The following is an 18,267-nucleotide window of genomic DNA, read 5'->3' on the forward strand; positions in this document are numbered from 1 at the left end:
GCAGGAGGCGAAAAAGATGGATTGTTTGTTTTGTAAGATTGCAGCCGGTGAAATCCCCTCCAACAAAATTTACGAGGACGACAAGGTGCTTGCCTTTTATGACATTGACCCAAAGGCACCGGTACACTTTCTCGTCATTCCCAAAGAGCATATTGCAAGTGCGGATTGCATTACGGCTGAAAACAGCACGCTGATTGCACACGTGTTTGAGGTAATTGCAAAAATTGCAGCAGATCTAAAGCTTGAAAAAGGCTACCGCATTGTGAATAACTGCGGTGAGCACGGCGGGCAGACCGTCGGTCATCTGCATTTTCACATTCTGGCAGGCAGAAGCCTGACATGGCCCCCGGGCTAGCGGGCAGCGCCTGCCGGCAAGCGGGACACAAAACTAAGGCTGCATACAGTAAACCTTAGCCGCTGTGCATTTTAGGTAAGGCCTTTTAACAAGATTATTTGAAAGAGGTGCCATTATGGACAAATACTATAAATTAACAGTTGCCGGGTTGCAGCGCGATTTAAAAATCTGCCCAGTCAGCGATCACTTGGACATTGCTTCCTTCATCATGTTTAGTGATGTAGAATTGACGGTGCGCTGTGCAGAAGAGCTGCTAAAGCTTGCCCCCGAGTTTGATGTTCTGCTTACCGCAGAGGCAAAAAGCATTCCTCTCGCTTACGAGATGGCGCGCCAGTCCGGCAAGCCGTATATTCCGGTGCGCAAGGGTAAAAAAGCATATATGACCGATCCTGTTTGCGTCAATGTAAAATCAATTACTACCGCAAATGTGCAGACGTTGTATCTTGATAAAAAAGACCTCGAGTCACTCAGAGACAAACGCGTGCTGATTGTAGACGATGTCATCAGCACAGGTATGTCGCTAAAGGCGATGGAGGAGTTTGTTGAAAAGGCACAGGGCATTATTGCCGCCAAGGCTGCTGTACTTGCCGAGGGCGAGGCAGCCGACAGAACCGATATTATCTTTTTAGAGAAGCTACCCGTATTCCCAAAGTAATAGAACCATCTACAGGCTTTAAATAACCGCGTCATTTTTTGCAGGGCATGGGGCAACGCCCCCGTAGGCTCTTAGTAAAGAATAAGTGAGGGTAACAATATGAAGCGACCGATTGCTGTAATAGGGCTGACCTATCTTTTTACAGCGGCGGTCGCTGTCTGTTTTTCGTGGACAATCAGCTTTGCAGCAGGTATTGCAATGGGATTGTGCGGGCTGCTTGCGTTGCTTTCGCGCCACCCGATGAAGCGTTGTGTCAGTATGGTTTTGCTTACCGCAAGCGTGGCATGTATAGCGGTAATGCTTTTTACCCTGTGGCGCATAGAGCCACAGCGCAAGCTGGCGGGCAAAACGGTGCCTGTCTCCGGCACGGTAACCAGGGTTGTGGGTGAACGCTCCATTGAGTTGGAATTGGCGAATGGTACGGTTATGGCGGTTTCGTCGCGCGAAACACTGGATACCGACCTTGGAGACCGCTTTTCGGCAACCGTTACGCTCTCGCTCTATGAAAGTGGCAGCACCTCGCTGTATGCACAGCGCAAAGCGAAAACGGTACCCCTGCGTGGTTTTGTGCTGGGCGATTACATCACCGCGCCGCCGCAGGGAAATCTGCGCGGCTGGCTGAATCAGCAAAAGCAGGCGATGTCCAATCAGCTGCGGCGCATGCTACCCAAAACAGAAGGCAATGTGCTGGCAGGCATGCTGCTCGGGCAGCAGCACCTTATTCCGCAGGAGACGAGAGACGACTATGCCGCCGCGGGTATTTCGCATATTATTGCAATCTCAGGTTTTCATATTGCGGTAATATCCGCCTTTTTTCAGATGGTGTTTCAGCGGCTGCGCTTGGGGCATAAGCTGAGCACGATTCTGACGGCTGCTGCTATTCTGCTTTATATGGCACTGGTGGGGTATACTCCCTCGGTGGTGCGAGCGGGCGTTATGGTTATTTTGCATTTGGTTGCACAACTTGTTTGGCGCAAGGCAGATTCGCTCACCTCGCTCGCGGTGGCAGGGCTGTTCATCTGCGTGCCAAACCCGCTTGCCGCAGGTGACATCAGCTTTCAGCTCACATTTTTGGCAACGCTGGGCATGGTATTGTGTTCCTCTAAGCTGTACGGTGCCATTCAAAAGCGACTGGGCAGAGCGCGTTTTCCAAAAACACAGGAGTTTGCCGTTTCTTCGCTGGCGATGACGCTTTGCGCTACACTTTTCACCCTGCCTGTTATCGTGTTTAGCTTTGGGCGTGTTTCGCTCTATGCACCACTCACCAATTTACTCATTGCACCTCTTATACCGCTTTCGCTTGTTTTGGGTTTGTGCGCCGCTGTGCTGAGCGCGGTGCCGCTGATCAGCGTGGCAGCAGTGCCGTTTGCGTTCTTGGCGGGTATTGCGATTAAAATTATCTCCTCGGTATCGGCGATGATGGCAGCTCTGCCGTTTGCACAGCTGCCGGTGGGAGCCGGTTTCGTGCCGGTGTGGATGCTTGGTGCGGCGGTACTCATTGCACTGGCAATGATACGCCCAACGCGCAAAAAGACGATTGTTTGTGGTGCCTTGTGCGCCATTTCGCTGATGGTAGGTATCTTCTCTTATCAGCTTTTGCTGCGAGGCACGGTGCGTGCCACCACTCTCGTCACCGAAAATTCGGTGATATTTGTGGTGGTAAAAGACCGCCGCGCCGCAGTGCTCGGCGACATCAACAGTAAAAACGACGCATACCGGGTGCAGTCGGTGCTCGAACGGTACTCCATCGACAGTATCGACCTGCTTGCGCTGCAGCCCACCACACGGCGGCGAAACAGTGCGGCAGGCAGCTTGCTTGAGCGCTACCAGGTCGGCACTGCGGTTTTAAGTATGGAAGATTACCAGGATGAACGGCTTGCCCAGGCGGTACAGAAGGCGGGTGCGGTGTATGAGTGGGGAGATATGCAGGTTTCGCTGCTTAGTGGGGGAAAGGTACAGCTTTACCAAAACGACATTTCAGCGGAATTTAACGGGATAAAAACTTTCATTCTGACAGGGGAATGTGATATACTAAGCAGTAGCAGAAGGTTTGGCGACTGCGCCATTGCCGTTCTGGCTGGCGATACCCCGCAGGGTATCAGCCGTCTGCGCTGCGATACTTTGGTCACCAATCGCATTTATAGCGGCGAGGTACATACAGGGCTTGCGGTATCCGCCTATGTGCTGGATGACGACAAGTCTGAAATCAGCTGGATGATAAAGGACGGGAAGCTGAAGGTGCTTGCAGGCTGATATGCAGCAAAAAACAAGGGGGCTGTAAAATTGATTTATAAAACCGAAGCCGATTTTGCGGCCAAACTGAAAAATTATAACCCATGTAACGTGTATTTTTTATATGGTGAGCAGAATTACCTGAAAAAAATGTACCTAAAAAAGATTATTGATAAAACTGTGGATAAGGCGTTTGCCGATTTTAACCTCAACCGTTTTGATGGCACGAGTGCCAGCCTTGATGATATTTCAGACGCGGTGGAAGCACTGCCCATGATGGCGCCGCGCAAATGTGTTGTGGTAAACGACCTGGATGTTGGCAAGCTTACCGCAACCGACAACAACAAGCTCAAAGAACTGTTGGCAAGCCCGCCCGAATCCACGGTACTGGTGTTCACCACCACCGATGTTATGGTAGATATGAAAAAGAGTGCGAAATGGAAGGCGTTTGTCAAGCTGGTGGATGCTGTTGGCGACGTAATTGAACTGGGCGCCCGCTCCCCGAGCGATACCAACCGCTTTTTAAAAGTAATTGCCGACAAAAATGGCTGTACAATATCGTCGGACAACTGCTACTATTTAATCGAGCGCTGCGGCGACGATATGCAGGTGCTTCAAAATGAGATGAACAAGCTGTGCGCCTACAAAAGCACGGGCGAAATTACCAAAGCGGATATTGACCTTTGTGCGGTTGCTGTTTTGGATGCAAGCGTATTCGATCTTTCCAAACTGATTATCAAGGGGGATTATCAGGGTGCGATGCAGAACCTTAGCGAGCTGCTGTACCTACGTGAGGAGCCTGTCATGATCCTCGGTGCACTTTCAGCCAGCTTTATCGATCTTTACCGCGCAAGGGTAGCGCGCGAAAACAGCAAAACCGCCGCCGACCTCAGCCGTATCTTCGGTGCGTATAAGGGGAAGGACTGGCGCGTGAGAAATGCCATGCGCGACTGCGACCGTTTTGGCAAGGCTCAGCTCGGCAGTATTTTAGAGTTGCTTGCAAAAGCCGACTACAAGCTGAAAAGCAGCAAAACCGATAACGTAATCATCCTACAAGAGACCATTACCCGCATTTTTGCCGTGGGCAACGCCCGGCGATAAAGGAGAATACCTGTGATTAAACTAAAGCAGGCTGTCGTGGTGGAGGGCAGATATGACAAAATCAAGCTGTCATCTATTCTAGATGCCACCATCATTGAAACCAACGGCTTTCGCATTTTTAAGGATAAAGATAAAATCGCCTTGCTCTCGGAGCTTGCAAAGCGCACAGGACTTGTAGTGCTGACCGATTCCGACACGGCGGGCTTTACGATACGCAACCATATCAAAAACTGTGTGCGCGAAGGTAAAATCTATCATGCTTATATTCCCGAGATTTTGGGCAAAGAAAAACGCAAAGCCAAGGGCTCAAAGGCCGGTACGCTGGGTGTAGAGGGCGTACCGGTAGATGTGATTCTCACGGCGCTTGAAAAAGCAGGCGTGCATGCGCAGCAGGGCGGCGGGGGAACACATCAAATCACCAAAGCCCACCTGTTTGAGGACGGGCTTTCGGGTACAGCGGGCAGCCACGAGCTGCGCATAAAGCTGCTGAAAAAACTGGGCCTACCGCAATATCTCTCGGCAAATTCCATGCTTGATGTGCTGAACACGCTGTTCAGCTTTGAAGAATATAAAAATTTAGTGGCAGAGCTGCAAAGGACGGAGTAATAGTTGACGCTATACAGTTTGACGTTTATCTACTTGTTTTTGCCGTTTTCGGTGCTGATTTATTACATTACGCCAAAGCGCGCGAAAAACGCAATACTGGTTCTTATTTCACTGAGCTTCTATACACTGGCAGAACCGAAGTATCTGCCGCTGATGGTGGGCTCGGTGCTGTTCGATTATGCCGTTTGCAGGCTGATGGAGCGTTTGGACGACAAAGAAAAGCTGCGTAAGGCACTTATGCTTACGGTGCTGATTAAAAATGCGATGCTTGTTATTTTGCTTTCAGCGTTTACCCAAAACCGCGAGCTGTGGCGCCCGCTTGGTGTGATGATTTATGCGGTTACCAGCCTGGGCTACACCTTGGATGTGTACGAGCGCGAGACCGAGTGTGAGCATAATCTCATTGATTTTGCGTTGTTCTGTGTGCTGTTTGTCAAGCTGCCTGCCGGCCCGCTGGTGCGCTGGAACGAGCTGCGCGGCCAAATTAAAGACCGCCGCCCCTCGCTTTCTACGATGAGTGAGGGGGTAATCCTATACATTCAGGGGCTTGCCAAAAAGGTGCTCATTGGCGGCAATATGACTGCGATTTACGACCAGCTTGCCGCGTTTTCGCGCTCTGAGCAATCGGTGGTTTCGTCGTGGCTGATGACCGCGGCGTTGGCGTTTGCCATCTACTTTAACCTTTCATCGCTGTGCGATATGGCGCGCGGGCTTGCAAAAATGTTCTCGCTCGAGCTGCCGCGCAACTTTTATTATCCCTACCAGTCGCGCAGTGTCACCGAGTTTGTCAGCCGTTTTAATATTACCGTCAGCGATTTCTTCCGTGCGTATTTGCCCGAGCGCTTGCGTGGCGAGCTGCAAAACGGCACCGCCTTGGTGCTGAACATCGGTATCGTCACCCTGTTTTGGGGCGCGTGGTTTGGCTTTCGCGTCAACTACATTATCTGGGGGCTTTATTTTGTACTGTTTCAGCTTCTCGAAAAGCTGGGGCTTGGCACACTGCTGAAAAAACTTCCGGTGCTGTTTACACGCATGTACACTTTTGCGGTGGTGCTGCTATCGTTCGTTATTTTTGCGGGCAACAATGTCGATCAAAGCATTCGTTATTTTAAAACGATGCTGGGCATTGGCAGCCCTAAGCTTTATACCGATACGGCCATGTACATCGCATCGTCCAACTATATACTGCTCATCATAGCGTTTGTGCTGTGTACCAGCTTGGTGCACACCCTGCTTGTGTCGCTGCGCAAAAAGGTGCCGGTGTTCTGCCAAATTGTTAACATCGTTATCAACACGCTTTTGCTGGTGGTTTCCACCGCGTTTTTGGTGGTGTAGCGAGCAGAAGCCTATTTTGAAAATTTTGTATTGGTAAGGAGGGTTTTTTATGATGGGAAAACGAGTAAGCGCGTTGATTTTTTTGCTGTTAATGCTGCTTGTACCGGCATGGACGTGGATTTCCGGCGGCTTTGACGCATTCCCCGTCTTTGATATCCTCCAGGTTGCGTCGGGGGACTATGCCAAAGAGGCTGAAAAGAGCTTTCGACAGGTTTTTCCGCAGCGGGAGCAGCTTTCAAACTTTGCGTGGAACTTGCGTTACCGTACCGGAGCCAAGGAGATTGACGGCTATTTCATCACAGATACGAGCATTATTAAAAACGTTGCAAAGCCCAATAGAAAGCTGGTCGAGGCCAACAACGCTGCAATTATGCAGTTTGCGCAGCGCGTAAAAACCAAGACCTATTTTATGCTGCTGCCCACAGCTTCGGCAGTCAAGCAGCAGTCGCTTCCCGATTTTGCGACGCCGTACAATCAAAAAAGCTTTATCGATGATATTTATCAGAGCTTTGGCGGCGAGCTACTCACCGTGGATGTTTACCCCATGCTGTTTGCAAACCAAAGCAAAAACCTCTACTACAACACGGAGGATCAGATCACCCCTCTGGGCGGCTATTATACCTATATGGTGCTCGGCGATAAGCTGGGAACAAACGTCAACTCGCTGGATAAATACACCATTGAGTATGTAAAACACGATTATGAAGGCAGCTTGAAAACCAAGTTCCCCTATGCGCAGGTGAAAAACGACGTTATCACCCTTTACCATTACCGCCTAGATAAATTTTACCGCACCTATACCATCCGAAGAACCGAAGACAATGAGTATGCTTCGCTCAACGATTTGTACGACCGCAGCTGCCTGCTGGGTGAAAAACCGCTGGACGTCTATTTTGGCGGTATGTCGCAGATTGTGGATATCACGATTAAAACAGGTGCGGATAAGCCCAGCCCCAATAAAACCAAGCTGCTCATCATTGGGGATGAAACCGCCAAAAGCTATGTGCCGTTTCTCACCCCGCACTACAGCGAGATTCAGATTATCAATGCAGCAACCGCAACACCCCAGCAGCTATCTGATGCAGATATTTTATACTACGACCAGGTGCTGTTTGCTTTTTCCACCGATACCTATATGCATTGTGAAAACCTTTCGGTACTTGGCGAACTGTAAAAACAAAGCTCCTGCCGGTTTGGCAGGAGCTGCTTTTATTTGTGATACAATTTTTTGGTTTGGTACTGCGGCTCGCAGGTAAGGTTCATACCCAGCTTTTTGAACACCGAGTCATCTACCTGTGAGAGAATTACCGAGGAATGTGCCTCGCAGCCGCGTAGTTTTTCCAGCTGCTTCATGGCGAGCTCTGCAGTGGGGTTGGTTGCCGCACCCATCGAAAGGGCAATCAGCGTTTCGTCGGTATGCAGGCGGGGGTTATGGTTGCCAAGGTGGTCTACTTTAAGGTGCTGAATCGGCTCAATAATAATCGGTGAAATGAGGTGCATATCGTGGCTGATACCGCCGAGATACTTGAGCGCGTTGAGCAGCGCCGCGGAAGAAGCCCCCAACAGTGAGGAGGTTTTTCCGGTAATAACAGTACCATCGGGAAGCTCTATAGCTGCGGCAGGCAAGCCGGTGTCGGCGGCGCGCTTTTTGGCAAGTACGGCAACCGTACGATCGGTGGCACAAACGCCTGCCTGCTTCATCAGCAGCTCCAGCTTGTACACCGAATCGGCCTCGGCACGGCCGGTACGTTGATCGCACAGCATATGGTAGTAGCGGCGAATAATCTCTTGTTTCGAGGCTTCGCGCACCACTTCATCGTCGGTAATGCAGGAACCCACCATGTTAACGCCCATGTCGGTGGGCGATTTGTAGGGGCTCTGCCCAAGAATCTTTTCGAAAATTGCGTTGAGCACGGGGAAAATCTCGACGTCACGGTTGTAGTTGACGGTGGTTTTGCCGTAAGCCTCAAGGTGGAACGGGTCGATCATATTCACATCGTTAAGGTCGGCGGTAGCAGCCTCGTAGGCCAGATTCACCGGGTGTTTGAGCGGTAAATTCCAAATGGGGAAGGTCTCAAATTTGGAGTAGCCCGCTTTCACGCCGCGCTTGTATTCGTGGTAAAGCTGAGAGAGACAGATTGCCATTTTACCGCTGCCGGGGCCCGGTGCGGTTACCACCACCAGCGGGCGGGTTGTTTCAATGTATTCGTTTTTGCCGTAACCCTCGTCGCTTACAATAAGCGGAATATTGGAGGGATAGCCCGAAATGGGATAGTGCAGAAATACGCGAACGCCAAGGTTTTCGAGGCGCTTTTTAAAGGCGTCTGCAGCAGGCTGCCCGGAATATTGCGAGATGACAACACTGCCTACAAACAACCCGATGTCGCGAAATGCATCAATCAGGCGCAGAACATCTACGTCGTAGGTAATGCCGAGGTCGCCGCGTACTTTGTTTTTTTCAATATCTGCCGCACAGATTACAATCACGATTTCCGCGCTGTCCTTCATCTGCATCAGCATTTTCACCTTGCTGTCGGGTGCAAAACCCGGCAGCACGCGGGATGCGTGAAAATCATCGAACAGTTTGCCGCCAAATTCAAGATATAGCTTATTGTCAGACTGTGAAATGCGCTCCAGAATATGCTCCGATTGCATTTTCAAATATTTGTCGTTATCAAATCCAATTACTTTCATGTTTCCCTACCCTTCTATCTTTAAACATACACTCTATATTATAAGTAAGTTTCATTTTTTTTACAACCGTAAATACAACTATTTTGCAAATTAGTGCATGATTGTGCGAAAAAGGTCAAAATCTGTTTGACACGGGAAAATTTAGTCGTTATAATTTTAACCATAAGCAGCGATGCGGTGTAAGTACAGAAAATGCGGTTGCATACTGCCGGCATAGAATAAAGTGGGGAGGTAAGATAATATGCTAGAACTTTTACTGGATTTTTTACCGTGGATTGTTGGAGTAGTGGTGTTTTTACTGCTTCTGATGATCTGCTGGAAGCGTGTGCCTGCCGATAAGGCGATGGTGATTACCGGTTTGCGCAAGAGGGTTTTATCGGGCAAGGGCGGTATTCAAATTCCATTTTTAGAGACCTCGTGCCAAATTTCGCTGGAGGCAATGTCGATGACCACCGATATTACCGAAGCGCCTGCAAAGGGCGGTATCTTTGTTGATATTACCGGCACTGCGGTGGTTAAGGTGGACAATAACCCCGATAAAGTGCTGATTGCCGTGGAGCAATTTTGCAACGGCAACACCGAGCGCACGACCCAAAACATTAAAGCGGTGGTCGAACAGATTCTTGAGGGTAAGCTGCGCGGCATTGTGTCTACCCTTACCGTTGAGCAGATTAATGAAGACCGTGTAGCGTTTGAGAACTCTATTGAAGACAGCATTACTCACGAGCTGGGCGGAATGGGGTTAAAGCTGCTTTCTTATACCGTGCTCAAAATTGCGACGCAGGGCGGTTACCTTGAGAACCGTGCGATCCCGCAGATTGCGCAGTCGAAATCAGATGCCGATATTGCATCTGCAGAGCGTAAACGCGATACTGAAATCAAAACTGCCGAGGCAACCCGCGAGGGTGAAAAGGCACGCCTGAATGCACAGGCGGAGGTTGCACAAAGCGAGCGTGACAAAACCATTCGCACCGAGCAGTACCGCGCAGAGCAGGATAAGGCAAAAGCGGATGCCGACGTTTCCTATCGCCTGCAAGAAATTCAAAACAACAAAATTGTTGCGGAACAGAACATTGAGCTTGCGAAAAAAGAGGCGCTCGTAGTAGAAGAAAAACTGGTTGCAACGGTAAAGAAACCTGCCGATGCAGAAAAATACAAAACGCAGGTGGAAGCAGAGGCCAACAAAATAAAATCGATTCACGAGGCAGAGGCGCGTGCAGAAGCAATGCGCATTGAGGCAGAAGCACGCGCGGCAGCCAAAAGGGTGGAGGCACAGGCTGAGGCAGATGCCATTAAGGCGCGTGGCGAGGCAGAGGCATCCTCCATCAGAGCGAAAGGCCTTGCAGACGCAGAGGCGAAGGATAAATTGGCTGAAGCAATGAAAAAATACGGCGAAGCCGCTGTGGTTGAACTGGTTATTTCACGCCTGCCCGAAATTATGAGTGCCGTTGCCAAGCCGATGGAACAGATTGATAAGATTACCGTTATTGATAACGGCGGAAATCAGGGGGCTTCTAAGGTGGCAAAGGTGGTCTCTGATGTAACGCTGAATGGTTTTGATGTGCTCAACGACCTTACGGGAGTGGATGTTGCGGCTTTAATGCGTAACTTCGTTGAAAAATCTAAGACCGAGGCTAAGGAAGAGGAAGCGGTACCCAACCTGCAATACACAGTTGAAGAATAAAAACAAATAGTGAGGCGCCCGACAGATAGTCGGGCGCCTTCATTTTTTACTATAAAACAAAAACAAAATTGTCGTATTATGCAACGGTTAAGGAAAAAATATCAATGCACAAAGTTTGATATAAGAATTGATTTACATGTGCCAATGCGTAATATTGCCGGAGAGGTTGTCAGTCTGAAATATGTTATTTTTAATTTCTCCAGAGCCACTGCGCTGAATATCACTAAATTCCGGCGTGGAGTTCGCATCTGCTTCATAGGCAACCAGAACAATGTTTTTTCCGGTATCGTGCTGAATTTGTTTTTGAAATCGATCCAGCTCACCTGTGAGGCGCGGCGAGATTTTCGCTATTTTATAGTTGGAATCCAAATTAATCACCTCGGCATTAGTATTACCGAGTACCAAATGATTAAAAGCGGTAAGTTTTTGCAGCTAAAATAGAAAAAACAGCCGAAATACCCGACGTACAGAAAAAGAAAACCGCCCCTAAAAAGGAGCGGGAGGTATTATCTGGTATGAATGTCGCTTGCATCTGCTGCAATCTGGTACCCCATTTTGTTCAGATAATTTTCTATTTTATCGTATGACGTGCCGGCGCTGTTATAGCGGACAGAAACCAAATTTGTCTTAGCGTCAACAGCAGCCGATGTGACACCATGCAAGGTATCGAGTTTCGCTTTAATATCGGTTACGCTCTGGTTGCTTTTTGTACCTTTGACAATAAAATAGGCATTTTCAATCATACTATCACCTCAATAATAGTTTCCCCAAGATGGTGATACAGATTAAAAGCAATTTTTTGAAAATAAACTTAACCAGCTTAATCGTTTGGTTTACTTTGCTTTAAGCTGTCGTCATACGATACTCCCGGCTGTGGGATAGCGTAAATGTTGGTGTAAGATTCTGCTTCATCTTCGGTTGTCGGAGGTATCGGAATCAGCCCGGTGCATTCAGTGGCAGATACAACCGTATCCAAATCCCAAAAATCATCAAACAACTCATCTCGCGGCGGAATACATTGCTTATCATTATCGCTCATAAGTAAACTCCTTTTCCTTTTTTATAGTGTTAGTTTAACCGTAATATCGGTTTTTAACAGGATAGGGAAAAGTTTATAGCCGTTCGTACCATTTCTTATTAGTATATTTCACTGGGCAAGCGTTTTAGCACATCATTTTAAAACAATATAAAAAACAAAGTGGACATGTGTCCTTTTTTAAGATAAAATAAACGTATAGAATAAAGGCAGAAAGCTGATAAAGGCTTCAGTGTTTTTGCCGGATGGGAGAGACCGATGGGTAAACTCAGAGAAGCGGCTGCAGAGCTGCATGGTGCACAAAAAGAGGGGCTTTTCGAACTGATCAAAAACATGCCGGAACCGATTGAAGAGAAGGTAAGAATTATAAAAAAGAGCGCCGGCGACATCCTGGTTAGAATGCAGGACACAGCGAAGAACGTGTATATCCTGCTGGAGGGAGACATCAAGGCAATGAACCAGCAGGTATCGGGCGCCGTTTATGTTTTTGCAACCTTCTCCGCACCCAGCCTTTTCGGCGAATTCGAGGCCTTTTCCCAATGCAGCTACTACAGGGGAACGCTCACCTGTGTGACAAAGTGCACACTCGCGGTAATGCCGACCGAAGCTTATTTGAACTGGATGAGAAAGGACCACGAGGCGCTCTTTCAAAGAACACAGCAGATTACAAAACAGTTGGTAGATCAGGCGGGCAGCGAAAGAAACTTTCTTTTCTTTACCGGAAAAGACCGTCTTGTGGCTTTTTTGATATCCTGCTATCAAAAAACACAGGTTAATGGCATGTGCCATATAAAAGTTACACGCCAGCAGATTGCAGATGAGACAGGCTTTTGTGTAAAAACGGTTCAGCGCGGCTTAAACCAGCTTAAAAGAAAAGGGATGCTGACCTTTGACCGGCGTGAGATTGTAATAAACCAAGAGCAGTACCGGCAGTTGGACGAGCTTGCTTCAGAAAAAATCAACTAATTCAAAGGGGAGTATGCAACATGAGTAACAGAACCTACGATGTGCTTACATCAAAAAAACAAACCTACCGCCAAAAAATTATCGCTTTGGCACGCGAGGCAGAGAATTCTCTGGATGTCTTAAACCTTCCTGAAAGATTTCGCTACTACTTTGAAACACGCGCACTGTGCGACATGGGAGAAGGCAATGCCCCCTACCGCCCGCGTTACGTTATGGTTGACTTTGAGAAGTTTTTAAGGCAGGGCAGTAAATTCTTGAAAATTGACCCGCCTAAGGATTTGAACGGGGCACTGACAGCGCTGCAGATTATTTACTACCACACACCGTCCATCACAACTATGCCGGTATACTTAGGCAACCTCGACAAGCTGATCGACCCGTTCCTTGACGGCGTAAGCGACGAGGACGCAAAAAAACAGATCAAAAACTTCTTAAACTACATAGACCGAACCGTTGCAGACGGCTACTGCCATGCAAACCTCGGCCCGGAGGCCACCCGTGCAGGCAGGCTTATCCTTGAGCTGGAGCAGGAACTGCAAAATGCCGTTCCCAACTTTACTCTCAAGTACGACCCCGAAATTACACCCGATGATTTTGCGGAGCTCGCAATCAAGTGCTCGCTTGCGTGTTCCAACCCTGCAATCTGCAACGACAAAATGAACCGAGACACATACCCCGGCGGGTATGGAATTTCCTCCTGCTACAATCTGCTTCCTATCGGAGGCGGTGCATACACACTTTCCCGCGTGGTTATTCCGCGTCTTGCAAAGCTTTCGAAAGGGATTGACGACTTCCTTGAGAATGTACTGCCCGACGCACTGGCTGCACTGGGTGAGTACATGAACGAACGCATTGCATTCCTTGTTGAAAAATCCGGCTACTTTGAGAGCGATTTTATGACACAGGAGGGCCTTGTTGAAAGAGAAAGATTCGTCGGCATGTATGGTGTTGCCGGCCTTTGCGACGGTGTTAACTACCTGCTGCAAGATAAGGGCCTGCGCTACGGTCACGATGAGGAAGCAAACCTGCTCGCTGAAAAGATTCTGACAATTATTGATAGTACGGTAAAAGAACTGCCCGCAAAGTACTCTGAAATTGCAGGCGGACACTTTATGCTTCATGCGCAGGCAGGGCTTTCCGACGATGTCGGTGTAACCTCCGGTGTGAGAATTGTTGTGGGTGACGAGCCGGAAAACATCCTCGACCACCTGCGCCACTCCACCCGTTACCACCGTTTCTTCCCCACAGGCTGCAGCGATATCTTCCCGTTTGATACAACCGCAAGCAGAAACCCCGCTGCCGTTCTTGATATTGTGAAAGGCGCGTTTAAGCTGGGTGACCGTTACTGCGCATTCTATGGTTCGGACAGCGACCTTGTCCGCATTACAGGTTACCTTGTAAAGCGCAGTGAGCTTCAAAAGTACGACAGCGGAGAAGTTGTTCTCCACGATACGGTTCAAAACGGCAGTGCAAACTACAAGCTGAACCGTCTTAACGAAAGAAAGGTAAGGAACGTATAAAATGCTTACGGCTATCGTCAATAAAATACTGCCGACCAGCGTGGTAGACGGGCCGGGGAACCGGGTGTCGATATTCCTACAGGGGTGCAACATTCACTGTGCCTACTGCCATAACCCCGAAACGCAGCGCCTTTGTGTACATTGCGGCGCCTGTGTGCCGGGGTGCCCCGCACAGGCCTTGGCTATAGAAAATAGAAAAGTGGTTTGGAACGAGGATAAGTGCATAGACTGTGATGCCTGCATTAAAATCTGCCCCAATTTTTCTTCCCCCAAGGTCAAAGAGATGACCCCGCAGCAGGTGTATCAAAAAGTTCTGGAAAGCGTGCCCTTTATTAGGGGGATCACGGTATCGGGCGGCGAATGTATGCTGTACCCCGAATTCCTTGCAGAGCTTTTTCGTATGGTCAAAGCAGAGGGGCTTACCTGCCTGATAGATTCCAACGGAATGGTGGATTTAAGTGCATACCCTGAGCTTGTTGCACTTTGTGACGGCGTTATGCTGGATATAAAATCGTGGGATAACGAGGTGTATCGCACTTTGGTAGGCTTTGATAACCTGCCGGTAAAAAAGAACCTTGTGTACCTCTCGCGCAACGATAAAATAGAAGAGCTTAGAATTGTCTGCTTGCCGGGCGAAGTGGATGCCGAAGCGGCACTGCAAGGCATTGCACAGACCATAGGACCCGAAAAAACAAAAACCACCCGCATCAAACTGATTAAGTTTCGCCCGTTTGGGGTAAAAGGCAGGCTGGCAGAGATGACTGCGCCGGAAAACAGCTATATGCAGATGCTGGAGGCAAAAGCAGCAGAGCTTGGATTTGAACATGTGATGGTTGTATAAAGGCAGTGTCCTATTTATGTAAAAGCACATGAGAAATAGTAATCTCTTTTAGTGTCTATCGTAAAAAGAATAAAAGCAAAAACCTCCCGGCACCGTGGTGCCGGGAGGTTTTCGCTTTAAGGAGGAGGGACATCGGCTTTCGACGTTGCCCCTGAGGTTTGTATTGTTTAAGCGTTGTTTTCTTTTTCTTTGTCTTTTCGAATCGTGATTCTGAGAGCCTCGATAGCGGTCTCAATTGCAGGTGCGGTATCCCAAGATGTTTCTGTTTTGTTGTAAAGGGCTTCTCTTTCGCGGTTGCGGCACAGCAGAAGCACGGTTGCAGCGCGAACACGGCGAGCTGCGGCTACAATAAACAGCGTTGCACTTTCCATTTCGCTGCCAAGCGCACCGGCCATTTTCCATGCCTTCCATTTCCCTTTCAGCTCATCGCCGGTTGGCATGCTGTCGGGGTCGTGCTGGCCATAGTAACTATCTTTGCACTCAACAACGCCCATGTGGTGAGTTTTGCCGAGGTTGGTAGCAGCCTGATCGAGGGCGGTAAGAAGCTCGTAGTTTGCAACAGCAGGGTACTCGATTGGCACGTACTCACGGCCGGTGCCTTCTTTTCGAATGGCGCCCGTTGCAACAATAAGGTCGCCGGGGATGAGGGTAGGGTCCATACCACCGCAGGTGCCGACACGAATAAAGGTATCGGCGCCGCATTTGATCAGTTCTTCCACAGCAATGGATGCGCTCGGTCCGCCAATGCCGGTAGAGCAAACACTTACCTTAACACCCTCGAGGTATCCGGTCCATGTATTGTATTCACGATAAGTTGTGACATGCTCTGCATTGTCCAGGTAAGCGGCAATCTTTTCAACTCTGCCGGGGTCGCCCGGAAGAATAACATAGCGGCCAACATCTCCTACGCCACACTTAATATGATGCATCAGTTCTTTTTCCATCTGCAATATACCTCATTTCTTACGGGCAAGGTAACAGCCTCATCATAGTTTCTTTTGAAAATCCTAAGTCTTTATCGATTTTGGCTGTTTCATGTTCTTAGAAAAGCCCTAATCCGCTGCGCCTATAACCGTTATATTTTTGTACCAAGTATAGCACAAAAAAAGTGATAATACAATAGTTGTATTATCTTTTGTTAAATTGTAATATGATTAGTGTGTCAAATTTGTAAACTATATGAATTGACCGTGCATTTTTTGTAGGATATAATAACATTACTGAGTAACAAGGAGATATTATGAACAAATTTAGTCCCGAATCAAGATTTCCCAAAAATAAAAACGACTTGAAAAATAAGACAATAAAATTTACAAAAGATACAATTGTAATAACTCTTGGCTTGATGATCTCTGCACTTGGCACAGCACTCTTTTATGCAGCGGAGTTAGGCTCATCGCCGATGGCAACCTTTTGCGACGGACTCCATAACATTCTTGGAATATCCTATGGCGCAGCAAATACGCTGGCAAACCTATTGTTATTGTTTGTACTTTTCCTTGTTGAGCGCAGTTATATCAATGTAGGTACCGTGCTTTGCGTTTTTGTAATTGGGCCATTTGTAAACCTGTTTACACCGCTTCTCATCGGGTTTAATATAGGCAAATGGTCGCTGCTGTTAAAGATACTGTGTACAGCAGCGGGCACTGCGCTGATGGGAATTGGACTTGGACTCTATGTTGCCGTGGACAGGGGCTTTGGTGCACTGGAAGGCCTGGTCAAGTTCTTTTGCGCTAAGAAAGGTGTTTCGTATACCAAAGCTAAAATCATTCAAGATTTGATTCTCGTTATCGGCGGTATTGCGCTGAGCGCACGCTGGGGCATCGGCACAGTGGTTGCCATTTTCCTTACAGGCCCGGTGCTTCAGGCATCCATCCAGTTTTTTAGCAAACGTTTGGCAAGTTCATCCCACCCGCAGGCCGTTAAATAGTTTTTAATTTCACAGTAAAATGTGAGTTAACTAAATTAAGCACATAAATTTCAGGAGGAGAAATAACATGAAAAAAATTCTTGCAGTAGTTCTTGCAATGATGCTCGTTCTGGGCTCTTTTGCAGGCTGCGCCGCTAAACCTGGGGAAAGCACCTCAGAACCGGATGCTTCCAGCAGCGATGCCGTTACAAAGGACCCAAGCGAACTTGGCGTTGTTATGATCGTTAACACAAACCTCGGCGACAAATCTTTCTGCGACCTTTCTAACGAAGGCCTTCAGCAGGCAGCTCGTGAGTTTGGTTTCCGTTTTAAGGTTGTAGAGCTTAATGGCGACGCAACAAAACAAATTCCGACTATGACTGAGTTTGCAGAAGACCCTGAGTGGGATATCATCATTGGTGGTACCTACAACATTCTTGAAAGCATGCAGACAGTTGCAGAGGAGTTCCCTGACAAAAAATTTATCCTCTACGATGCAAAAGATGATCTGAACCTGCCCAACATCTATGCGGTTGAGCACCTTCAGAACGAGGGTTCCTTCATTGTTGGTGCTGCTGCAGCGCTGCTCACAAACTCCGATGCACCTCTGGCAAACAAAGAGAAGCTGATCGGTTTTGTAGCAGGCAGCGAGAACACAGCAATCAACGACTTCCTCGTTGGTTACATTCAGGGTGCACAGGCAGTTGATCCTGAGGTTAAGGTTCTCATCTCTTATATCGGCGACTTTAAAGACAGCGCAAAAGCAAAAGAGATGGCAATTGCACAAATCAATCAGGGCGCAGACGTTGTATTCCAGGTTGCCGGCGGTGCAGGCCTTGGTGTTCTGGACGCCTGCAAAGAGAAAAACGTTTATGCAATCGGCGTTGACGCTGACCAGGCTGTAGCATTCGAAGAGACAAACCCTGAACTCTCCAAAATCATTGCTACCTCTATGCAGAAAATGGTTAACAACACCGTTTACAACGCACTGAAAGCTGCAGTTGAAGGCACACTGCCTTGGGGCGCATACGAGACAGCCGGTTTGGCTCAGAAATCTGTTGGTGCAGCAAAGAACCAGTACTTTGATGCAATCTTCTCTGACGAAGCACAAACCAAGCTTGATGAGCTTGAAGCAAAAGTTGCTTCCGGTGAGATCAAGGTTGAAACTGCAGTTGGTATGGCCAACGACAGACTCAACGAAATTCGTGATTCCGCAAGACCTTAATTAAAAAAGAGATACGAAACGGGCTGGCATTGCGCTTTCGGGCGCAATGCCCAAACCCTTGATGGATGCTTTTCTGCCCGCATAGCAGATCAAAGTGCGCAGACTCTG

General features: G+C 48.4%; 18 protein-coding genes. 13 read left to right on the forward strand and 5 right to left on the reverse strand.

Going from position 1 to position 18,267, the window contains the following annotated elements:
* Positions 1–16: 16 nt before the first annotated feature.
* The 7 genes from RTV33_RS03090 (at position 17) to RTV33_RS03120 (ending at position 7,458) form a co-directional block, all read left to right on the forward strand.
* The gene (locus RTV33_RS03090; RefSeq protein ID WP_312641453.1) at positions 17–355 is read left to right on the forward strand and encodes a histidine triad nucleotide-binding protein; all 339 of its coding nucleotides are present in this window, start codon (positions 17–19) and stop codon (positions 353–355) included.
* Between the two features lie 115 nt (positions 356–470).
* Positions 471–1,010 (forward strand): phosphoribosyltransferase family protein, encoded by a 540-nt coding sequence (locus tag RTV33_RS03095; protein ID WP_312641455.1) that lies wholly within the window; start codon positions 471–473, stop codon positions 1,008–1,010.
* A 99-nt stretch (positions 1,011–1,109) separates the two neighbouring features.
* Positions 1,110–3,263, forward strand: coding sequence for a ComEC/Rec2 family competence protein (locus RTV33_RS03100; protein ID WP_312641457.1), 2,154 nt, complete (start codon positions 1,110–1,112; stop codon positions 3,261–3,263).
* 30 nt (positions 3,264–3,293) lie between these two features.
* Positions 3,294–4,343: a DNA polymerase III subunit delta gene (gene holA, locus RTV33_RS03105; RefSeq protein WP_312641458.1), complete on the forward strand. Its 1,050-nt coding sequence runs from the start codon at positions 3,294–3,296 to the stop codon at positions 4,341–4,343.
* A gap of 12 nt (positions 4,344–4,355) precedes the next feature.
* Positions 4,356–4,949 carry a DUF4093 domain-containing protein gene (locus RTV33_RS03110; protein WP_312641459.1) on the forward strand — a complete coding sequence of 198 codons (594 nt, stop codon included), beginning with the start codon at positions 4,356–4,358 and terminating at the stop codon, positions 4,947–4,949.
* A 3-nt stretch (positions 4,950–4,952) separates the two neighbouring features.
* On the forward strand, positions 4,953–6,284 hold the full coding sequence (locus tag RTV33_RS03115) for an MBOAT family O-acyltransferase (protein ID WP_312641460.1): 1,332 nt from the start codon (positions 4,953–4,955) through the stop codon (positions 6,282–6,284).
* Positions 6,285–6,333: 49 nt separating this feature from the next.
* Positions 6,334–7,458 (forward strand): DHHW family protein, encoded by a 1,125-nt coding sequence (locus RTV33_RS03120; protein ID WP_312641461.1) that lies wholly within the window; start codon positions 6,334–6,336, stop codon positions 7,456–7,458.
* Positions 7,459–7,493: 35 nt separating this feature from the next.
* Here the strand turns inward: RTV33_RS03120 and RTV33_RS03125 are convergent, their stop codons facing one another.
* Entirely contained in the window at positions 7,494–8,978 is a 1,485-nt protein-coding gene (locus RTV33_RS03125; RefSeq protein ID WP_312641463.1) for a DUF1846 domain-containing protein, read from the reverse strand.
* 241 nt (positions 8,979–9,219) lie between these two features.
* Between RTV33_RS03125 and RTV33_RS03130 the strand changes: the two genes are divergently transcribed.
* Positions 9,220–10,662 (forward strand): SPFH domain-containing protein, encoded by a 1,443-nt coding sequence (locus RTV33_RS03130; RefSeq protein WP_312641464.1) that lies wholly within the window; start codon positions 9,220–9,222, stop codon positions 10,660–10,662.
* Between the two features lie 132 nt (positions 10,663–10,794).
* Here RTV33_RS03130 and RTV33_RS03135 read toward each other — a convergent pair whose 3' ends face one another.
* From RTV33_RS03135 to RTV33_RS03145, 3 genes are all read right to left on the reverse strand, one after another.
* Positions 10,795–11,031, reverse strand: coding sequence for a hypothetical protein (locus RTV33_RS03135; protein ID WP_312641466.1), 237 nt, complete (start codon positions 11,029–11,031; stop codon positions 10,795–10,797).
* A gap of 137 nt (positions 11,032–11,168) precedes the next feature.
* Positions 11,169–11,405, reverse strand: a complete 237-nt coding sequence (locus RTV33_RS03140) for a cation transporter (RefSeq protein WP_312641468.1) — start codon at positions 11,403–11,405, stop codon at positions 11,169–11,171.
* Positions 11,406–11,482: 77 nt separating this feature from the next.
* Positions 11,483–11,701 (reverse strand): hypothetical protein, encoded by a 219-nt coding sequence (locus tag RTV33_RS03145; RefSeq protein WP_312641470.1) that lies wholly within the window; start codon positions 11,699–11,701, stop codon positions 11,483–11,485.
* 255 nt (positions 11,702–11,956) lie between these two features.
* Between RTV33_RS03145 and RTV33_RS03150 the strand changes: the two genes are divergently transcribed.
* From RTV33_RS03150 to RTV33_RS03160, 3 genes are read left to right on the forward strand one after another with little or no spacing between them, the layout of a single operon-like run.
* On the forward strand, positions 11,957–12,664 hold the full coding sequence (locus RTV33_RS03150; RefSeq protein ID WP_312641472.1) for a Crp/Fnr family transcriptional regulator: 708 nt from the start codon (positions 11,957–11,959) through the stop codon (positions 12,662–12,664).
* Between the two features lie 20 nt (positions 12,665–12,684).
* Positions 12,685–14,184, forward strand: a complete 1,500-nt coding sequence (locus RTV33_RS03155; protein WP_312641474.1) for a YjjI family glycine radical enzyme — start codon at positions 12,685–12,687, stop codon at positions 14,182–14,184.
* Position 14,185: 1 nt separating this feature from the next.
* Positions 14,186–15,025, forward strand: a complete 840-nt coding sequence (locus RTV33_RS03160) for a YjjW family glycine radical enzyme activase (protein WP_312641476.1) — start codon at positions 14,186–14,188, stop codon at positions 15,023–15,025.
* Between the two features lie 167 nt (positions 15,026–15,192).
* Here the strand turns inward: RTV33_RS03160 and udp are convergent, their stop codons facing one another.
* Complete coding sequence (gene udp, locus RTV33_RS03165) at positions 15,193–15,969, reverse strand: uridine phosphorylase (RefSeq protein WP_312641477.1); 777 nt, start codon at positions 15,967–15,969, stop codon at positions 15,193–15,195.
* A 296-nt stretch (positions 15,970–16,265) separates the two neighbouring features.
* On the opposite strand from udp, the gene RTV33_RS03170 reads away from it, so the two are divergent.
* A complete protein-coding gene (locus RTV33_RS03170; RefSeq protein WP_312641478.1) occupies positions 16,266–16,955 on the forward strand; it encodes a YitT family protein in 690 nt (229 codons plus the stop codon).
* A 67-nt stretch (positions 16,956–17,022) separates the two neighbouring features.
* Positions 17,023–18,159 (forward strand): BMP family ABC transporter substrate-binding protein, encoded by a 1,137-nt coding sequence (locus tag RTV33_RS03175; protein WP_312641479.1) that lies wholly within the window; start codon positions 17,023–17,025, stop codon positions 18,157–18,159.
* Positions 18,160–18,267: the final 108 nt, after the last annotated feature.

The organism is Hydrogenoanaerobacterium sp. (assembly GCF_032017025.1).
Classification (GTDB): Bacteria; Bacillota; Clostridia; order Oscillospirales; family Ruminococcaceae; genus Hydrogenoanaerobacterium.